Origin of the sequence: Paenibacillus harenae DSM 16969 (assembly GCF_000422465.1) — a bacterium.
Lineage (GTDB): Bacteria > Bacillota > Bacilli > Paenibacillales > Paenibacillaceae > Pristimantibacillus > Pristimantibacillus harenae.
In genome coordinates this window covers 1-16,536 of record NZ_AULV01000022.1, presented here as the reverse complement: position 1 = coordinate 16,536, position 16,536 = coordinate 1, and the positions used below count along the sequence as shown (strand labels likewise).

Here is a 16,536-nt window from a genome sequence, read left to right as displayed (position 1 = left end):
CGCTGATCCGTCATTAGCCGGTATTAGCGCATACGCTTGAAGAAATAAATAAGGAGGTGCACGAACGATGAAATTGCATGAGCTAGCTCCAGCACCGGGTTCTACCCAAGAGCCGAAGCGTAAAGGCCGCGGTATCGGATCCGGTAACGGTAAGACAGCCGGTAAAGGTCACAAAGGCCAAAACGCTCGCTCCGGCGGCGGCGTTCGTCCTGGTTTCGAGGGCGGTCAAAATCCTTTGTATCGTCGAGTGCCGAAGCGCGGATTTAACAACCGTTTCCGTACAGAGTATGCTATTGTGAACATTGAAGAGCTTAACAGCTTTGCAGCAGGAACTGAAGTCACTCCAGAAGTTCTGATCGAGCAAGGGATCGTAAAGAACCCGCTTGCAGGAATCAAGATTTTGGGTAATGGTGAAATTAGCGTTTCACTTACTGTTAAAGCAAGCAAGTTCTCTCAATCTGCGGTAGAGAAAATCCAGGCTGCCGGCGGTAAAACCGAGGTGATCTAATTGTTCAAGACCGTGTCCAATATTTGGAAAGTGGCGGATCTTCGTACAAGGATCCTCTTCACCCTTTTCATCTTACTGATCTATCGTATCGGTTCCTTTATACCGGTACCGGATGTAAACAAAGATGTGTTTAAGCAGGTTGATGCAGCCGGTGCGGATCTGTTCGGCTTGCTTAACACGTTTTCTGGCGGTGCTTTGTTCCAATTCTCCATCTTCGCAATCGGGATTACTCCTTATATTACAGCTTCGATTATCGTACAGCTGTTATCGATGGATGTTATACCGAGGTTCGCGGAATGGGCGAAGGAAGGCGAGAACGGTAAACGTAAGCTCGCACAAATCACTCGTTACGGCACGATTGTGCTTGGTATGATTCAAGGCTTCGCAACGGCAATCGGATTTAATCGTCAATACGGTTACGAGATGATTGTTGGCGCCACCTTCGTTGATTACTTGCTGATCGCTATCATTTTGACTGCAGGTACTGCATTCTTGATGTGGCTGGGCGAGCAAATCACGGAAAGAGGAATCGGCAATGGTATTTCCATTCTGATCTTCGCGGCCATTGCGGCAGGTATTCCTGGACACATTCGCACGATCTACGAGGATCAATTCGTAGGTGTCCAAGATCAACTGTTCCTGAATGTTGTTAAGATGGTTTTGATTTTGATTGCGATCATCGCAATCATTGTCGGCGTTATCTTCGTGCAGCAAGGTATTCGTAAAATTCCGGTTCAATACGCTAAACGTGTAGTGGGACGGAAAATGTACGGCGGACAATCGACGCATATTCCGATGAAAGTGAACGGCGCTGGCGTTATACCGGTCATCTTCGCGGTATCGCTTATCATGTTCCCGATTACGATCGCGCAGTTCTGGTCCACAGCGGCCTGGGCGGATTGGATTATCAAAAACATGAACTATGACCAACCACTCGGTATGGTGTTGTACGTTCTGCTCATTATCGGATTTACCTTCTTCTATACATTCGTGCAAATTAATCCGGTACAAATGGCGGATCAGATGAAGAAAAACGGTGGATACATCCCTGGCATTCGTCCTGGTAAGCCAACCTCGTCCTACCTGACGCGCGTAATGTCGCGCATCACGTTGACGGGTGCGATCTTCCTGGCGCTCATCTCTGTTCTTCCAGTGTTCTTCGGAGCATTAGCTGGATTACCGCGCTCAGTACAGCTAGGCGGCACCTCGCTCTTAATCGTAATCGGGGTTGCCCTTGATACGATGAAGCAAATCGAGAGCCAGTTGATCAAACGCCATTACAAAGGGTTTATCAATAAATAACAATAGGTTCTGACCGGGCTTTACGCGTTCGTCGATTCGTTGGTGGCGCGCCAGGCCCGCCCGAGCCTATTGTGCTTAAAGCGAGGAACTCGGCAATGAACATTTTATTTATGGGTCCTCCGGGAGCCGGTAAAGGTACGCAAGCTGAACGGATCGTAGAAGAGTTCGGTATACCGCATATTTCCACTGGCGATGCATTCCGCCTTGCCATGAAACAAGGAACCGCACTCGGTCTTAAGGCGAAGGAGTTTGTCGATCAAGGCTTGCTTGTTCCCGATGAGATAACGAACGGAATCGTCAAAGAACGTCTTGAACTGGACGATTGCAAAAAGGGCTTTTTGCTCGACGGTTTCCCTCGTACGCTGCAGCAAGCCGAAGCGCTTGACGGCATGCTGTCGGAGCTTGGCCGCAGCATTGATCATGTTGTAAATTTAAAGGTTGACCGCGGACTGCTGCTTGCTCGTTTGACGGGCAGACGCATCTGTAGAACTTGCGGAGCGACTTACCATGTAATCTTTAATCCGCCTAAAGTCGAAGGCATTTGCGACAAAGACGGCGGGGAACTGTATCAGCGTTCTGATGATACGGAAGAAAAGGTAGGCACGCGTCTGGATGAGTATACATCGAAGACCGCCCCTCTTCTTGATTACTACAATGTTAAAGGTCTTCTGCGCGAAGTCGACGGCGAGAAGGACATTGATGTCGTAACATCGGACATCGTATCCCAATTGCGAGGTTCATTGTAATGATTATTTGCAAATCCGAATCGGAGCTGCGATATATGAGAGAAGCAGGTCGCATTGTTGCGGAGACGCATCGTCTAATGGCGCAGGCTGTGAAACCGGGCATCACGACTCGTGAGCTTGACCAAATCGCCGATACGTACATTAGAAGTCAAGGCGCGATTCCTTCTTTCAAAGGTTACAATGGTTTTCCGTCCAGCATTTGCGCTTCAGTCAATGACGAGCTGGTGCACGGCTTCCCTGGGTCACGCAAGTTGAACGAAGGCGATATAATCAGTATCGATATCGGTGCGCAGTATGAAGGCTATCACGGTGATTCAGCTTGGACCTATGCGGCCGGAGCGGTAACCCCTGAAGTACAAAGACTGCTTGATGTAACCGAGGCTTCGCTGTATGCGGGGCTGCAGCTCATCAAACCCGATATCCGATTGTATACGATATCGCATGCTATTCAGAAGGTTATTGAAGATGCAGGATTCTCCGTCGTGCGGGAATACGTAGGGCACGGAATCGGCGCGGATCTCCATGAGGAACCGCAAATACCGAACTACGGCATACCGGATCGCGGACCTCGTCTAAAAGCCGGAATGGTGCTTGCAATCGAACCAATGGTTAATATCGGCGAACGATATGTCCGTACGCTTGAGGACAATTGGACGGTCGTAACGGAAGACGGCTCATGGTGCGCTCATTTCGAGCACACGGTGGCCGTGACAGAGGACGGCTTTGAAATATTGACCATTTTGCCGCAGCAGCCAACCGCTTGATGATGGATGCTCGTCCCCAGATTGGTCAGTTCGTCAAAGTACTTCGCGGCAAGGATGAGGAAAGCTGCGCTGTTATCATCGCAATTCTAGACGAACGCTTCGTTCTGATTGCGGACGGCAGCAAACGCCGATTCGACCAGCCGAAGAAAAAGAACGTTCTGCATCTCGAGTTACAGCCTGCCGTTAGTCAAGAGGTCTCAAGCAGCTTGAATGAAACAGGCAGAGTGACCAATGCCAAGTTACGTTATGTGATTCAGAAGTATGCGAATGCGAAAGGAGAATGACGGTGGCTAAGGAAGACGTCATTGAGGTCGAAGGTACGGTTATTGAACCGTTGCCGAATGCCATGTTCAAGGTGGAGCTGGAGAACGGTCATCAAATTCTCGCACACGTTTCCGGCAAGCTCAGAATGCACTTTATTCGCATCCTGACAGGAGACAAAGTGGTTATACAGTTATCGCCTTATGATTTATCCAGAGGGCGCATCACCTATCGGAAGTAGTCCTTCAGGGATTGCTTGCGAAGGATTCGGGAGGTAATTCACAATGAAGGTCAGACCTTCGGTAAAGCCGATCTGCGAAAAATGCAAAGTCATTCGTCGTAAAGGCAATGTTATGGTAATTTGTGAAAATCCGAAACACAAACAAAAACAAGGATAAAAGGAGGGGAATATAGCCTATGGCACGTATAGCTGGTGTAGACTTGCCGCGTGACAAACGCGTCGAAATCGCCCTGACGTACATTTTCGGTATCGGTAAAACAACGTCGCAAAAGCTTTTGAAAACGGCTGATGTCAACTTCGACACTCGCGTTCGCGATTTGACGGAGGATGAATTGGGTCGCCTGCGTGAAGCAATCGACAAATCGGTTAAAGTAGAAGGCGACCTGCGTCGTGAAATCTCGCTTAACATTAAGCGTCTGACTGAAATCGGATGCTACCGCGGCCTTCGCCACCGTCGTGGCCTGCCTGTTCGCGGTCAACGTACAAAAACGAATGCTCGTACACGCAAAGGTCCTCGTCGGACTGTAGCGAACAAGAAGAAATAAGAAGGGAGGATAATGGACAATGGCTAAACCAAAAAAAGTCGTTCGCACGAAACGTCGCGACCGGAAAAATATTGACACTGGCGTTGCGCACATTCGCTCGACGTTTAACAATACGATCGTTACAATCACGGATCCGCACGGAAATGCAATCTCTTGGGCAAGCTCCGGTAACCTTGGTTTCAAAGGTTCCCGTAAGAGCACGCCGTTCGCAGCTCAAATGGCTGCCGAATCCGCAGCAAAAGCAGCGATGGAGCATGGCATGAGAACTGTTGAAGTGATGGTTAAAGGTCCTGGCGCAGGCCGCGAGGCTGCGATTCGTTCGCTTCAAGCTGCCGGATTGGAAGTTAACCTCATTAAAGACGTAACACCAGTTCCTCACAACGGATGCCGTCCTCCAAAACGTCGTCGCGTATAGTTGGATTCTTGGTGGTATCAAATATCAACAACTTGTGAATAATGGTTGTGAAGGTTTGGCATACTACAAGATTTGACTTAAAATAAGGTAGGTAACGGAGCGACGTTTGAAGGAGGGTACTATTAGTGATTGAGATCGAAAAGCCGAAAATCGAAACCGTAGAACTGAATGACGAAGGGACTTACGGACGTTTCGTCGTCGAGCCGCTGGAACGCGGGTACGGCACGACGCTGGGAAATTCGCTTCGCCGAATTTTATTGTCGTCTTTGCCGGGTGCAGCAGTAACCTCGGTTCAAATCGACGGAGTGCTTCACGAGTTCTCTACGGTTCCCGGAGTGATTGAGGATGTGACCGAAATCATTCTGAACCTGAAGGGCCTCTCGTTGAAAATCCACTCCGATGAAGAAAAGGTGTTGGAAATCGACGCGGAAGGCGAAGGGAATATTACAGCGGGCGACATTCGAGCTGACAGCGATGTCGAGATTTTAAGCCCTGATCTTCACATCGCAACCTTGGCCTCCGGCGCGCGGCTCCATATGCGGGTTTTTGCAAATCGGGGACGCGGTTACGTGCAAGCGGACCGTAACAAGAAGGACGAACAACCGATTGGGGTAATACCCGTTGATTCGATTTACACGCCAATTACTCGCGTTAACTATAGCGTAGAGAATACACGCGTCGGTCAAGTCACAAACTATGACAAGCTTACGCTTGAAGTTTGGACGGACGGCAGTATTAGACCGGAAGAGGCTGTAAGCCTCGGCGCTAAAATTTTGACCGAGCACTTGGACTTGTTCGTTGGATTAACCGATGAAGCCAAAGACGCGGAAATAATGGTTGAGAAGGAAGAAGATAAGAAAGAGAAAGTTCTCGAGATGACGATTGAGGAGCTGGATCTTTCCGTCCGTTCTTACAACTGCTTGAAGCGCGCAGGCATCAATACCGTTCAAGAGCTGATCACGAAATCCGAAGAGGACATGATGAAGGTTCGTAATCTGGGCCGTAAATCGCTTGAGGAAGTTCAAGAGAAGCTTGAGGAGCTCGGTTTGGGCCTCCGCATGGAAGAGTAGAATCAGCTAGAACAGACAAACGAGCAAGGGAGGGGAAAACAAGATGGCATATCAAAAATTGGGACGTGACGCTAGTGCGCGGAAAGCTTTGTTCCGCGACCTCGTTACTGACTTGTTCCTATATGAGCGTATTCAAACGACCGAAGCTAAAGCGAAAGAAGTTCGTTCTATCGCTGAGAAGCTGATCACCAAAGCGAAGCAAGGCGATCTCGCGGCTCGTCGTCAAGTAGCAGCTTACGTCCGCCGGGAATCCGTTGACGGACAACAAGACGCTATTCAAAAGCTATTCTCCGAACTGGCTACCCGTTACTCGGAGCGTGCTGGCGGATACACGCGTATCCTGAAGCTAGGACCTCGTCGCGGCGATGCTGCGCCTATGGTTTACCTGGAACTGGTTGACCGCGCGTAATGAACCGGTATACGAGCAGCGTATAAGCCTGACCAAAGCGCCTAAGTCTTGTCCAGGCTTTATGCGAAGAGAAAAGGGTGGACCCTAGAGGCCACCTTTTTTTAATTTCCAAGCAGGTAAAAGTTGTACACTTATAAGCGCCTAGAATCCACCGTGAAGCGCGGTATCCTTTGACAAGGACGCCGGGCAGGTTCTGCTTGTTTTGCGGGAGAGGACAGCGGAAGCGATCGTAGAAGCGTGTGCGTGAGGAGGTGAGGATGATTGCGCAACATTTGCGTCAAAGTCAGCTATGACGGTACAGGCTTTAACGGATTTCAGACACAGCCTTACGGCCGGACAGTCCAAGGTGAAATTGAAAAGGCGATTAAAAAATTGTCGGGCGAGACGATTATTATAATCGGCTCCGGACGCACGGATGCCGGCGTGCATGCGCAGGGGCAAATGTTTAACTTCTATACGGAATCTACCATTCCGACGGAGAGGTGGGCGATCGCGCTAAATACGCGGCTGCCGAAGGACATTGTCATCATCGAAGCGTTCGACGTACCGGAGCATTTTCATGCCAGAAGATCGGCTAAACGTAAGACCTATCGGTATACGATAGATATGGGAAAATTTCCGGATGTATTTGGCCGACAATACCGCTTTCATCATCCGGCTCCGCTTGACGTGGATGCGATGCGGGAGGGTCTGCAGTACTTGGTGGGCGAGCATGACTTCACCTCTTTTACATCGATCCATTCAACGAAGCCTCATCATATACGCACGATCTACGAAGCGGATTTTGTACAGGAGGGACCGATCCTTCATTTGTACGTGACGGGCAACGGCTTTCTGTACAATATGGTTCGGGTTATGATGGGAACGCTGCTCTGGGTAGGGGAAGGAAAGCTGGATCCTGCGGAAATAAAAAGCATTTTGGAAGGTCGCAGCAGATCACTTGCAGGTCCAACTGCGATGCCGCATGGATTAATGCTGATGGACGTGGAATATTCCTTTGAAATATAGGGTTTTATAGCGATAAATCACTTGCACTTACCTATTTTATATAGTAGAATATAACTTGTGCTTTCTTAGTGGCTCTCCCACAGCCCCGACTAAGATTGTCGCAAACTTGGCAGGCAAGAACAAACTAACAATGAATAACAAACCAACGTTTACGTTGTTATAAAAAACGATTAATGTATAAGAATTAAGGAGGATCATCCATGCGTACCACCTATATGGCTAAGCCAAATGAAGTTGAGCGTAAATGGTTCGTCGTTGATGCGGAAGGTAAGACGCTTGGCCGTTTGGCTAGTGAAGTAGCTGCCCTGATCCGCGGCAAGCACAAACCGCAATTTACTCCACATGTTGATACTGGCGATTTCGTAGTTGTTATCAACGCTGAGAAAATTCATCTTACAGGTAAGAAACTTTCTGACAAAATGTACTACCGTCACTCGATGTACCCAGGCGGCCTTAAAGCAACGCCTGCGCAAGAGATGATTAAGAACAAGCCGGAGCGCGTGATCGAATTTGCCGTACACGGCATGTTGCCTAAGAACCGTCTTGGCGACAAAATGAAGCTTAAGCTTAAAGTTTACGCAGGTGCGGAACATCCACATCAAGCACAAAACCCTGAAGTCTACGAACTTCGCGGGTAATAAAGAGGAGGACAAGTTTCATGGCTCAAGTGCAATACTATGGAACCGGTCGTCGTAAACACTCTGTTGCACGTGTACGTCTTGTGCCGGGTGAAGGACGAATCATTGTTAATAAACGCGATTTGAATGAATATTTCGGTTTGGAAACGCTCAAGCTGATCGTAAAACAACCGCTTAACCTGACTGACACATTGTCGAAATACGATGTGCTTGTCATTGCTAACGGCGGCGGCATGTCCGGCCAAGCCGGCGCGATCCGTCACGGTATCTCCCGCGCTCTGCTCAAGGCAGATCCTGAGTTCCGTCCGGCTTTGAAGCGTGCAGGGTTCCTGACTCGTGACCCGCGTATGAAAGAACGTAAAAAATACGGTCTTAAAGCGGCTCGTCGCGCTCCACAATTCTCGAAACGTTAATATGTTTTCCCAAAATGCCTTCTCTGCATGCCAGAGAGGGCATTTTTTAAATTTTGGGCAACAAAAGCAGCGGAACTTTATATCATATTGGAGAAAACTTAATATTGAACATTGCCCTTATTGGACGTATACTGATAATACAGACTAAATTACTTGGAATTAAAGATGGAGGCTATGACGATGAATCTTTTTGAGAAAGAAGCGCTTATCGCGCAAAAGGCGGTTGAGCTTGAGAACGCGACACCGGAGGAAGTTATCGCTTTTGCGGTAGAAACCTTCCCTAACCTTACATTTGCTTGCAGCTTTGGAGCAGAGGATGTTGTGCTTGTCGATATGCTGCAAAAAATTAGCCCGAAGACTGACATCTTCTATTTGGATACCGATTTCCACTTTAAAGAAACATACGAGACGCGTGACCGAATGGCAGAACGTTATCCGGGCATTCCATTTGTAGAAGTGAAGCCGGAAATTACGCCGGAAGAGCAAGCTGCGCAGTTCGGAGATGAACTGTGGAAAACCGACGCGAACGCATGCTGCAACATCCGTAAAGTGAAGCCGTTAACGAATATTCTATCGAAATACGAAGCTTGGATTACCGGTATACGCCGTGACCAGGCACCGACTCGCGCGAATGCGAAGAAGATTGAATACGACACGAAGTTCGGTTTGGTGAAATTCAATCCGATTGCTCACTGGACGAATGAAGACGTATGGAACTACATTCGCGAGAATGATATCATCTACAATCCGCTGCATGACCAGAACTACCCAAGCATCGGCTGCGAGCAGTGCACGCGCAAAGTTATGCCGGGCGAAGACCCTCGTGCCGGACGCTGGGCCGGTCAAGAAAAAACGGAATGCGGCTTGCATAAATAAGAACGGCGAAGCCCAATCTTCATACTCGCAAAACTTAACTGCAAAACTTTTAGGAGGCTTACGACAAAATGAGTGAAATTTTACCACACGGCGGCGAGCTCGTCAATCGCATCGCAACGGGCGAGCAGCGTGAAGCGTTACTTGCCGAAGCTAAAGCTTTGAAATCCATAACGATTAATACGTGGGCGATTTCCGACCTTGACTTGATCGGCGTAGGGGCATTCTCCCCGTTAAAGGGCTTCATGAACGAGGCTGACTACCGGTCGGTCGTTGACAATATGAGACTTGCTGACGGATTGGTATGGAGCATTCCAATCACGCTGGCCGTCGATGAGGCGAAAGCGGCCCAGTTCGCGGCTGGCGAGCGCGCAGCGTTAATCGGAGAGGATGGCGTCGTATATGGCGTAATCGATATCGACAGCATCTTCAGCGTTGATCAGAAGCATGAAGCCGTTCGCGTATTCAAGACCGATGACCTTGCTCATCCGGGCGTGCAGAAGCTGTTTGACCGTTCCAACACATACGTTGGCGGAGCTATCACGGTTTTAAACCGTCCAAAACCGGAGAAGTTCGAAGATTTTTATTTTGACCCTTCGGAAACTCGCCGCATCTTTGCGGAAAAAGGCTGGAAAACGGTTGTCGGTTTCCAAACGCGTAACCCGGTTCACCGCGCTCACGAGTACATCCAAAAAACGGCGATGGAAATCGTTGACGCTTTGTTCCTGAACCCGCTCGTGGGCGAGACAAAGTCCGATGACGTTCCGGCGAACGTTCGGATGAAGAGCTATCTGGCGCTGCTGGAAAATTATTATCCGAAAGACCGCGTTTTCCTGGGCGTATTTCCGGCTGCAATGCGTTATGCGGGTCCGCGCGAAGCGATTTTCCATGCGCTCGTCCGCAAAAACTACGGATGCTCGCACTTTATCGTTGGCCGCGACCATGCCGGCGTTGGCGATTATTACGGTACTTATGAAGCACAGGAACTGCTTAAATCGATTCCTGCTGAAGACCTTGGCATTACGCCTCTGTATTTCGAGCACAGCTTCTTCTGCACGAAATGCGGAAATATGGCCACTTCAAAAACTTGTCCGCATGACAAGGAGCATCATCTGACGCTTTCCGGCACGAAGGTTCGCGGATTGCTGCGCGACGGCGTATGCCCGCCGCCGGAGTTCTCGCGTCCGGAGGTAGCCCGAATCCTGATCGAAGGTATGTCAGAGCAGCCTGTAGGCTAACAACTTTTCAATAAAGGTTTGTCTCATAAACGACCATCTCGTCCCATATAAATGAGTGAGAGCATAACGCTTAGTATAAACTAAGAATGCCGCTTTTTCATTTGATGGAGGACGAGGTGGTTTTTTTATGCGCCGAATCGGTCGGCATGTTGTCGTATGGATGACTTATAAAGGGGTTATACGCATTGGAATGGGATTACTGATCATTGCCGTGACGGGATTGCTGCTCAGTCAAACGATGCCGGCTTCAAGCACGTGGTCTTATTGGACGCTGCCGTTGTCAGGGAAAACCGTCGCGATTGATGCCGGGCACGGAGGCGTTGACGGGGGCGCCGTTAGCAAGCAGGGCGTAATCGAGAAGGATTTGAATTTGGCGATTGCGCTTTATTTGCGCGATTATTTGCAGCAAGCGGGGGCGATCGTCATCATGACCCGGGAAGGGGACTATGATCTCGCAACCGGCGATGCGCGGGCATACAGCAAACGCAAGACGGAGGATTTGAAGAAGCGCGTAGCGCTCATTCGGGAAAGCAATCCCTACGCCGTCATCAGCATTCATATGAACAGCATCCCGTCAGCCAAATGGTCGGGCGCGCAAACCTTCTATCATCCGGACAATCATCCGGAGAACCGCATTCTTGCAACCTTTATCCAGGATGAGATTAAACGGAATCTGGAGAACACGACGAGAGTCGCAGCAACACAAAAGGATGTTTACGTGCTGAAGGCGCTGGAGAACGTCCCAACAGCGCTGGTTGAAGTCGGATTCCTATCGAATCCCGGCGAAGCGCAGCGGCTTGCGGATACGGAATACCAACGCAAGGTTGCCGCTTCGATTTATGAGGGCATCCTGCGCTATTCGTCCGGTGAGAAGCTTAGCGGAAGCGTGCTTCAAGAGGATGTAGTAAGGGAATAGACCGGTGAATATTGACCTATCGGCATGCGAATAGCGGGCTCCTTGCATATGGGTATGTTATAATGACAATGAAGTAATCGCCATTACATAAAGGTGGGACATGTGAAATGCTGACACGTGAACAAGCAATGGAAGCCGTCCGGTCTGTGACGGCACAATATACTGCGGAACAACTCTCGTTCCGCGATGTCATGGTGAAGGACCGTCAAGTATCCTTGACGGTTCTGGGGGCTTCCGCGGCTGCGCAGCCCGCGGTAGAGGCCTCGCTCCGCGAGGCGCTGGCGCGCATCGGCGCCGAAACCGTGCGTTGCCGGTTTCGGGACGAGAGCGCGCCTCCGGCGGCCGCCGCGGCTAGCGCCGGCGCCGGCAAGGCTGGCGGCCCCGCGCCCGTACAGGGCCACGGGGCGGGCCTTGCAAGCCCGCTGCTCGATCCTCGCAGCGGGGTGCAGTTCATCGCCGTCGCCAGCGGCAAGGGCGGCGTCGGCAAGTCGACGGTGACCGTGAATCTGGCGGTCGCCTTAGCCCGCAAGGGCAAGCGCGTCGGAATCATCGACGCGGACATCTACGGCTTCAGCGTGCCCGATATGATGGGCATCGAGGAACGACCGAACGTGGTGAACGAGCGGGTCATACCGATCGAGAAGTTCGGCGTTCAAGTGATGTCGATGGGCTTCTTTGTCGAGGATAACAGCCCGATCGTCTGGCGCGGCCCGATGCTGGGCAAGATGCTCCGGAACTTCTTCCAGGAGATCGAATGGGGCGAGCTCGATTATTTGCTGCTTGATTTGCCGCCTGGCACGGGCGACGTTGCGCTGGATGTGCATCAGATCATCCCGCAAAGCAAGGAAATCATCGTAACGACGCCTCATGCGACGGCTGCTTTCGTAGCGGCGAGGGCAGGGGCGATGGCGATCAAGACCGAGCATGAAATTATCGGCGTCGTCGAGAATATGTCTTACTACGTATCGACCTCGACCGGCGAGAAGGAATATGTTTTTGGCCGCGGCGGAGGCGCGCGACTCGCAGAGACGCTGCATGCTGAGCTCCTGGCCCAGATTCCGCTCGGAGCACCGGATAATCACCCGTCGGAGCCTGATTTTTCGCCATCGGTGTACAAGGCCGAATCGGAGACAGGCAAGCTTTATCTGGAGCTTGCGGACCGCGTGTTAAGCAAGTTAAACCCGTAAAACTCAGCTAAGTATATAGACAACGAAGCCCGAACGATGATCGAGCAAGCTGGCGATAACGCCGGAGTGGTCGAATCTAGTCATTCGGGCTTTTATTTTTTCAAGTATGGTCTGTTCAGATCAAATCCACGATCTATGCATCTGCATACCTGTTACATGCCGGAGCCTTGCTCCTCTTCCTCCGAGCTCGCTTCCTCGCTTTGCTGCTCTTCCTCGCCGGCAGCCTGTTCCTCTTCGCCGCCGCCTTCCTCCTGCTTTTTCTTCTCAACTTTTTCGTCAGGTTTTGGTTTGAGCTCTTCCTTAACCGCAGCTTTCATTAAATCGAGAACTTCAAGCCGGAATAGAGGATTTTGCATCGATTCCTGCATCAAGGACATGACCTCTTTGCGGTATTGCGTGCTTTGCAGCACCTCAAGAATCATTTTGTCCATTTCCGGGTTTTTAAGGACCTTTACTAATTCAGCTTGATAAGAAGGATCTTTGATCAGCTCTTTATGGATTTCCTTGTTTTGTTTATTCACGGATTTGGCGAATTCGCCTGCAAAACGGGTATCCACCATCAGCTTCTTAATGACTTTGTCATATTCGGGCGAGACAAGCACGTCCTTGACGGCAAGCCGCACTTCCTCCTGGTCCTGCACAGATAACAGTTTCGTACCCTGAGCATTATATCCCGACAGGGTTTGCGCGGATTCCTGTAACGCCTTTTGCGCGTCCTCGGTTTTCAAAATATCGATGACCATCGATTTTAAATCCTTATAACTGACCTGTTCGTTTCCTCCGGTCGGCTCTGCGCCGCAGCTTGTCAAAATAATCGTCATTGCGGAGATAACCAACAATAAAGCCCACTTCATGCGCATGTTCAGCTTGCTCCCTTCTATGTCAGTACGAAATAAACGCCGGGCTAGATCATGCCTTTCATACATTTGGCTACGTGCTTTTATTATGCGCATTGTTCACCGGATTATCATGGACGGCCATTAGCTTTTTGTTGTGAACGTGGTAAAATAAAGGGTAATGCGGAAGCAAGCTAACGCCTAGGAATGGGCAATCCTATACAAACCCTCAGGAGGATACGGAACGTGAATTTAAAAAAGTGGTTTTTCTTATTTTGGAGCGGCATGGCCGTCGGAGCTGTCGTGTGCGTGGCCGCTGGCGCGCTAATGCAATGGCTGGATCCGGAATTCGGCTTTTTGGGCTTCAAAGCTGCCGGCTTTAACGCCTTAATGATGGCGATGGTCGGGCTTATGATCGGCGCCTTCAGCCAGATGGGCTTTTTTGCATATCTAACCTTAAACTATATAGCGCTAAGCGTATTCGGCAAGAAATACTTATGGAACGCACTGCAGGGCTATACGACGATATTTGCCGCCGGCGGATTAGGTTATATCTTGTATGAGAAAAACTTGAACAACTGGTTTTTCTGGGTGCTGCCGGTTTTCTTGCTGTCGCTGTCGGGTGCTGTAACCTGGTTAAAGGTTAAGCAGACGAACAAAACGGCATTTGTGCCGACCATGTTTCTGATGGTCGTTGTGACGTTTATTGAAGCTTGGCCGGCGATAAAAGGGGACACGAATGTTTATGCCATCATATTTATGATTATCCCTTTGTTTATTTGCAATGCGTACCAAATCATGATGATGCATCGTCTGACCAAAAAAGAAACAACCGACCAGGCAGCAATCGCTGCAAAGCCGGTTGTCTAAATGATTATTTCAATGCGGCGGCATTCAGTTGAGGGAAGGTAGAGGTTGTTTTATCCTGAACGGCTTTGCCGTCGACTTCCGTTTGCGAGATGAGATCGGTTACAGATACGAAATCATAGCCGCTTGTCCGCAGCTGGTCGATAATAACAGGAAGCGCTTCATGCGTTTGTTTAACGGAATCGCTGGCGTGGAACAAAATAATATCGCCCGGATGCGCGCGGGATACGACGCGGTTAATAATTTTGTCCGTACCGATATTCATCCAATCGAGGGAATCCGTATCCCACTGAATGACCTTGTATTTTAATTCCTCTGCAATCCGCAGCACCCGCTTGTCAAAATCCCCGTTCGGCAATCGGATCAAATTAGGCTGTTTCCCTGTCACTTCAGACAAAATCGTATGAGCGGTCGAAATTTGCTTACGGATCTCCTCATCGCTCAGCTTGCTGTAATTGTCATGCTTGTGCCCGTGGCTGCCGATTTCAAATCCGGCGTCTTGTATTTTTTTGACGATTTCAGGATGAGACTGGCTCCAGGGCGAAGATAAAAAGAAGGTAGCGTGCTTGATATTTTTTTCTTTGAGCACATTAAGGATGGGCTCCGTACGCTTATCGCCCCAGCTGATGTCGAAGGTCAAGGCAACGACTTTCTTATTCGTCGGCACGCTGTAGATCGCAGCCGGCTGCTGCGGGGCGAATACCGTGATGTTGTCCCGTTCGGCATAAATGATACCGATCGAGAAGACAACCGCAATGGCAATTAAAAAATACCGTTTCATCTTACGTCCGTTCAATACATAAAAGACATTCATTGGGAAGGGCTCTCCTCTCTAATGGAAGCTTGTTCTACTACAATCTATGCTCGTACAAGCAAGATATTCGTACAAGTTGTCAACTTCGGTTCAGGAGGCGATGCTCATGTTTAATAGACGCCAGATTACGGATCATTTTAAGCAAATGAACGGCTATATCGTTTTTGGTTTTATTTTATTTTTTGCGGGAATGGTCATAGGCGGTACGAACCCGGCGTTCGAAAACTTTTTGATCAGTCAGATCGAGGGGTTAAGCGGACTTAAGGAAATCGTGGATCAATCGAAGAATCCGACCTTGACGATGATAATCGTTATTTTTTTGAATAATGCGATCAAATCGATTTTTGTCATGTATTTAGGAGCTTTGTTCGGTATTCTTCCGTTTTTGTTTCTCGTCATAAATGGAATGGTCGTCGGTTTCTTATTAAAATATACAGCCGAGCTAAACGGCGGAGGTTATGTGATTGAACTTGTATTTAAAGGATTATTGCCGCACGGCATACTCGAAATACCGGCAATTATCGTCGCGTGCGCGTACGGCATGCGGTTCGGGGTGCTTGCGGCGAAAGGAATAGGCACGGTTATATTCAACAGATCGAAAGCGGCAGGAACCGGGCGCGAGATCGAATCCTTTGTGATTCGAACGGTTCCGGTCATGCTTATTTTGACGATTACGCTGCTAATTGCTTCTATTATTGAAAGCACGATTACAGTATGGTTGGTCTCGATGTAATAAATTTACCAATATTTGAGCATAACAATAAAGCAGTGTCGAAACACAATTGTGTAAGACGTTGCTTTTTTGTTCCTTTAAGGACGGTTGGTTGCGCTTTACATCAAAAGGAGGTCACCCACAGCTATGCTCGGAATACTGTTCAACGACAAAGAATGCAAAGAGCTCGACTACGTCCTTCGCAAAGAACTGGATGAAATGTTGCTTGATTTAAGCGATTCAAGATTGGATGGAGACATTAAACAAGCGATCACAAGAAGATATAAAATTATTTTTCGCATGTATGCGCGCATTGCCTCACCGAAAGAACTGTCGCGTTACGCTTTGAGTGCGAGAAATTACCGTTAATGATCATGCTAGAAAAAAACTTTTGAAAAGGGGTTGCATTTAATTGGGCCCCTGTGATATATTATTTCTTGTCGCCAACGAGATACACGGCTGACATGAAAGAAAAGATTGTTCTTTGAAAACTGAACAACGAGTGAAACTGCCCCGTTAATCCTTACGGATTAATGGAAAAGCGATAAAAAAGTAATGAGTCAACGAGAAACTTCAATCTGACCTTTGGCTAGAGAGAGGTTTCGCGGACAACTAACCAATTTGGAGAGTTTGATCCTGGCTCAGGACGAACGCTGGCGGCGTGCCTAATACATGCAAGTCGAGCGGAGTTATTCCTTCGGGAGTAACTTAGCGGCGGACGGGTGAGTAACACGTAGGTAACCTGCCTGTAAGACCGGGATAACATTCGGAAA

Annotated in this window: 23 protein-coding genes and 1 rRNA gene; 22 read left to right on the top strand and 2 right to left on the bottom strand. The window is 49.2% G+C overall.

The window, feature by feature from the left end:
- Positions 1 to 67 precede the first annotated feature (67 nt).
- The 18 genes from rplO to H581_RS0108360 all read left to right on the top strand — a co-directional run bounded on the left by rplO (position 68) and on the right by H581_RS0108360 (position 12,534).
- Positions 68 to 508, top strand: a complete 441-nt coding sequence (rplO, locus tag H581_RS0108450) for a 50S ribosomal protein L15 (RefSeq protein ID WP_028609636.1) — start codon at positions 68 to 70, stop codon at positions 506 to 508.
- Positions 509 to 1,810: a preprotein translocase subunit SecY gene (gene secY / locus H581_RS0108445; RefSeq protein ID WP_028609635.1), complete on the top strand. Its 1,302-nt coding sequence runs from the start codon at positions 509 to 511 to the stop codon at positions 1,808 to 1,810.
- A gap of 95 nt (positions 1,811 to 1,905) precedes the next feature.
- A complete protein-coding gene (locus tag H581_RS0108440; RefSeq protein ID WP_028609634.1) occupies positions 1,906 to 2,556 on the top strand; it encodes an adenylate kinase in 651 nt (216 codons plus the stop codon).
- Positions 2,556 to 3,320 carry a type I methionyl aminopeptidase gene (gene map, locus H581_RS0108435; protein ID WP_028609633.1) on the top strand — a complete coding sequence of 255 codons (765 nt, stop codon included), beginning with the start codon at positions 2,556 to 2,558 and terminating at the stop codon, positions 3,318 to 3,320. The genes H581_RS0108440 and map overlap by 1 nt, the downstream gene beginning before the upstream one ends.
- A gap of 2 nt (positions 3,321 to 3,322) precedes the next feature.
- Positions 3,323 to 3,604, top strand: coding sequence for a KOW domain-containing RNA-binding protein (locus tag H581_RS0108430; protein WP_028609632.1), 282 nt, complete (start codon positions 3,323 to 3,325; stop codon positions 3,602 to 3,604).
- Positions 3,605 to 3,606: 2 nt separating this feature from the next.
- Positions 3,607 to 3,822: a translation initiation factor IF-1 gene (infA, locus tag H581_RS0108425; protein ID WP_015847200.1), complete on the top strand. Its 216-nt coding sequence runs from the start codon at positions 3,607 to 3,609 to the stop codon at positions 3,820 to 3,822.
- 43 nt (positions 3,823 to 3,865) lie between these two features.
- Positions 3,866 to 3,979 (top strand): 50S ribosomal protein L36, encoded by a 114-nt coding sequence (gene rpmJ, locus H581_RS0108420; RefSeq protein WP_003333770.1) that lies wholly within the window; start codon positions 3,866 to 3,868, stop codon positions 3,977 to 3,979.
- Positions 3,980 to 3,998: 19 nt separating this feature from the next.
- Positions 3,999 to 4,367: a 30S ribosomal protein S13 gene (rpsM, locus tag H581_RS0108415; RefSeq protein WP_028609631.1), complete on the top strand. Its 369-nt coding sequence runs from the start codon at positions 3,999 to 4,001 to the stop codon at positions 4,365 to 4,367.
- Positions 4,368 to 4,386: 19 nt separating this feature from the next.
- Complete coding sequence (gene rpsK / locus H581_RS0108410) at positions 4,387 to 4,782, top strand: 30S ribosomal protein S11 (RefSeq protein WP_028609630.1); 396 nt, start codon at positions 4,387 to 4,389, stop codon at positions 4,780 to 4,782.
- A 125-nt stretch (positions 4,783 to 4,907) separates the two neighbouring features.
- The gene (locus tag H581_RS0108405; protein ID WP_028609629.1) at positions 4,908 to 5,852 is read left to right on the top strand and encodes a DNA-directed RNA polymerase subunit alpha; all 945 of its coding nucleotides are present in this window, start codon (positions 4,908 to 4,910) and stop codon (positions 5,850 to 5,852) included.
- Positions 5,853 to 5,895: 43 nt separating this feature from the next.
- Positions 5,896 to 6,261 (top strand): 50S ribosomal protein L17, encoded by a 366-nt coding sequence (gene rplQ, locus H581_RS0108400; protein ID WP_028609628.1) that lies wholly within the window; start codon positions 5,896 to 5,898, stop codon positions 6,259 to 6,261.
- 261 nt (positions 6,262 to 6,522) lie between these two features.
- Positions 6,523 to 7,269 carry a tRNA pseudouridine(38-40) synthase TruA gene (gene truA, locus H581_RS0108395; RefSeq protein ID WP_028609627.1) on the top strand — a complete coding sequence of 249 codons (747 nt, stop codon included), beginning with the start codon at positions 6,523 to 6,525 and terminating at the stop codon, positions 7,267 to 7,269.
- A 200-nt stretch (positions 7,270 to 7,469) separates the two neighbouring features.
- A complete protein-coding gene (gene rplM / locus H581_RS0108385) occupies positions 7,470 to 7,907 on the top strand; it encodes a 50S ribosomal protein L13 (RefSeq protein ID WP_028609626.1) in 438 nt (145 codons plus the stop codon).
- 20 nt (positions 7,908 to 7,927) lie between these two features.
- Positions 7,928 to 8,320 carry a 30S ribosomal protein S9 gene (gene rpsI / locus H581_RS0108380; protein ID WP_028609625.1) on the top strand — a complete coding sequence of 131 codons (393 nt, stop codon included), beginning with the start codon at positions 7,928 to 7,930 and terminating at the stop codon, positions 8,318 to 8,320.
- Between the two features lie 180 nt (positions 8,321 to 8,500).
- The gene (locus tag H581_RS0108375) at positions 8,501 to 9,196 is read left to right on the top strand and encodes a phosphoadenylyl-sulfate reductase (RefSeq protein WP_028609624.1); all 696 of its coding nucleotides are present in this window, start codon (positions 8,501 to 8,503) and stop codon (positions 9,194 to 9,196) included.
- 68 nt (positions 9,197 to 9,264) lie between these two features.
- A complete protein-coding gene (sat, locus tag H581_RS0108370; protein WP_028609623.1) occupies positions 9,265 to 10,431 on the top strand; it encodes a sulfate adenylyltransferase in 1,167 nt (388 codons plus the stop codon).
- A 127-nt stretch (positions 10,432 to 10,558) separates the two neighbouring features.
- On the top strand, positions 10,559 to 11,347 hold the full coding sequence (gene cwlD, locus H581_RS0108365) for an N-acetylmuramoyl-L-alanine amidase CwlD (protein WP_028609622.1): 789 nt from the start codon (positions 10,559 to 10,561) through the stop codon (positions 11,345 to 11,347).
- A 107-nt stretch (positions 11,348 to 11,454) separates the two neighbouring features.
- Complete coding sequence (locus tag H581_RS0108360; RefSeq protein WP_028609621.1) at positions 11,455 to 12,534, top strand: Mrp/NBP35 family ATP-binding protein; 1,080 nt, start codon at positions 11,455 to 11,457, stop codon at positions 12,532 to 12,534.
- A gap of 152 nt (positions 12,535 to 12,686) precedes the next feature.
- On the opposite strand, the gene gerD is transcribed toward H581_RS0108360, so the two are convergent.
- Complete coding sequence (gerD, locus tag H581_RS33420; protein ID WP_051250574.1) at positions 12,687 to 13,394, bottom strand: spore germination lipoprotein GerD; 708 nt, start codon at positions 13,392 to 13,394, stop codon at positions 12,687 to 12,689.
- Positions 13,395 to 13,616: 222 nt separating this feature from the next.
- Here gerD and H581_RS0108350 point away from each other — a divergent pair, with 222 nt between their 5' ends.
- Positions 13,617 to 14,240, top strand: a complete 624-nt coding sequence (locus tag H581_RS0108350; RefSeq protein ID WP_036718186.1) for a KinB-signaling pathway activation protein — start codon at positions 13,617 to 13,619, stop codon at positions 14,238 to 14,240.
- Between the two features lie 4 nt (positions 14,241 to 14,244).
- Here H581_RS0108350 and pdaB read toward each other — a convergent pair whose 3' ends face one another.
- Complete coding sequence (pdaB, locus tag H581_RS0108345; RefSeq protein ID WP_028609619.1) at positions 14,245 to 15,051, bottom strand: polysaccharide deacetylase family sporulation protein PdaB; 807 nt, start codon at positions 15,049 to 15,051, stop codon at positions 14,245 to 14,247.
- 106 nt (positions 15,052 to 15,157) lie between these two features.
- Here pdaB and H581_RS0108340 point away from each other — a divergent pair, with 106 nt between their 5' ends.
- From H581_RS0108340 to H581_RS0108330, 3 genes are all read left to right on the top strand, one after another.
- A complete protein-coding gene (locus tag H581_RS0108340) occupies positions 15,158 to 15,784 on the top strand; it encodes a stage II sporulation protein M (protein WP_028609618.1) in 627 nt (208 codons plus the stop codon).
- Between the two features lie 126 nt (positions 15,785 to 15,910).
- Positions 15,911 to 16,132 (top strand): hypothetical protein, encoded by a 222-nt coding sequence (locus H581_RS0108335; RefSeq protein ID WP_028609617.1) that lies wholly within the window; start codon positions 15,911 to 15,913, stop codon positions 16,130 to 16,132.
- A gap of 249 nt (positions 16,133 to 16,381) precedes the next feature.
- Positions 16,382 to 16,536: ribosomal RNA gene (locus H581_RS0108330) — 16S ribosomal RNA — on the top strand; the annotation flags it as partial.

Bases quoted from the DNA above. Each gene is read 5' to 3' on its own strand.
- cwlD (WP_028609622.1), top strand. From the start codon at position 10,559: ATGCGCCGAATCGGTCGGCATGTTGTCGTATGGATGACTTATAAAGGG.
- H581_RS0108430 (WP_028609632.1), top strand. From the start codon at position 3,323: ATGGATGCTCGTCCCCAGATTGGTCAGTTCGTCAAAGTACTTCGCGGC.
- H581_RS0108360 (WP_028609621.1), top strand. From the start codon at position 11,455: ATGCTGACACGTGAACAAGCAATGGAAGCCGTCCGGTCTGTGACGGCA.
- H581_RS0108335 (WP_028609617.1), top strand. From the start codon at position 15,911: ATGCTCGGAATACTGTTCAACGACAAAGAATGCAAAGAGCTCGACTAC.
- H581_RS0108340 (WP_028609618.1), top strand. From the start codon at position 15,158: ATGTTTAATAGACGCCAGATTACGGATCATTTTAAGCAAATGAACGGC.
- rpsM (WP_028609631.1), top strand. From the start codon at position 3,999: ATGGCACGTATAGCTGGTGTAGACTTGCCGCGTGACAAACGCGTCGAA.
- H581_RS0108375 (WP_028609624.1), top strand. From the start codon at position 8,501: ATGAATCTTTTTGAGAAAGAAGCGCTTATCGCGCAAAAGGCGGTTGAG.
- rplQ (WP_028609628.1), top strand. From the start codon at position 5,896: ATGGCATATCAAAAATTGGGACGTGACGCTAGTGCGCGGAAAGCTTTG.
- sat (WP_028609623.1), top strand. From the start codon at position 9,265: ATGAGTGAAATTTTACCACACGGCGGCGAGCTCGTCAATCGCATCGCA.
- pdaB (WP_028609619.1), bottom strand. From the start codon at position 15,051: ATGAATGTCTTTTATGTATTGAACGGACGTAAGATGAAACGGTATTTT.
- rpsI (WP_028609625.1), top strand. From the start codon at position 7,928: ATGGCTCAAGTGCAATACTATGGAACCGGTCGTCGTAAACACTCTGTT.
- rpmJ (WP_003333770.1), top strand. From the start codon at position 3,866: ATGAAGGTCAGACCTTCGGTAAAGCCGATCTGCGAAAAATGCAAAGTC.
- rplM (WP_028609626.1), top strand. From the start codon at position 7,470: ATGCGTACCACCTATATGGCTAAGCCAAATGAAGTTGAGCGTAAATGG.
- rplO (WP_028609636.1), top strand. From the start codon at position 68: ATGAAATTGCATGAGCTAGCTCCAGCACCGGGTTCTACCCAAGAGCCG.
- H581_RS0108440 (WP_028609634.1), top strand. From the start codon at position 1,906: ATGAACATTTTATTTATGGGTCCTCCGGGAGCCGGTAAAGGTACGCAA.
- gerD (WP_051250574.1), bottom strand. From the start codon at position 13,394: ATGCGCATGAAGTGGGCTTTATTGTTGGTTATCTCCGCAATGACGATT.
- rpsK (WP_028609630.1), top strand. From the start codon at position 4,387: ATGGCTAAACCAAAAAAAGTCGTTCGCACGAAACGTCGCGACCGGAAA.
- map (WP_028609633.1), top strand. From the start codon at position 2,556: ATGATTATTTGCAAATCCGAATCGGAGCTGCGATATATGAGAGAAGCA.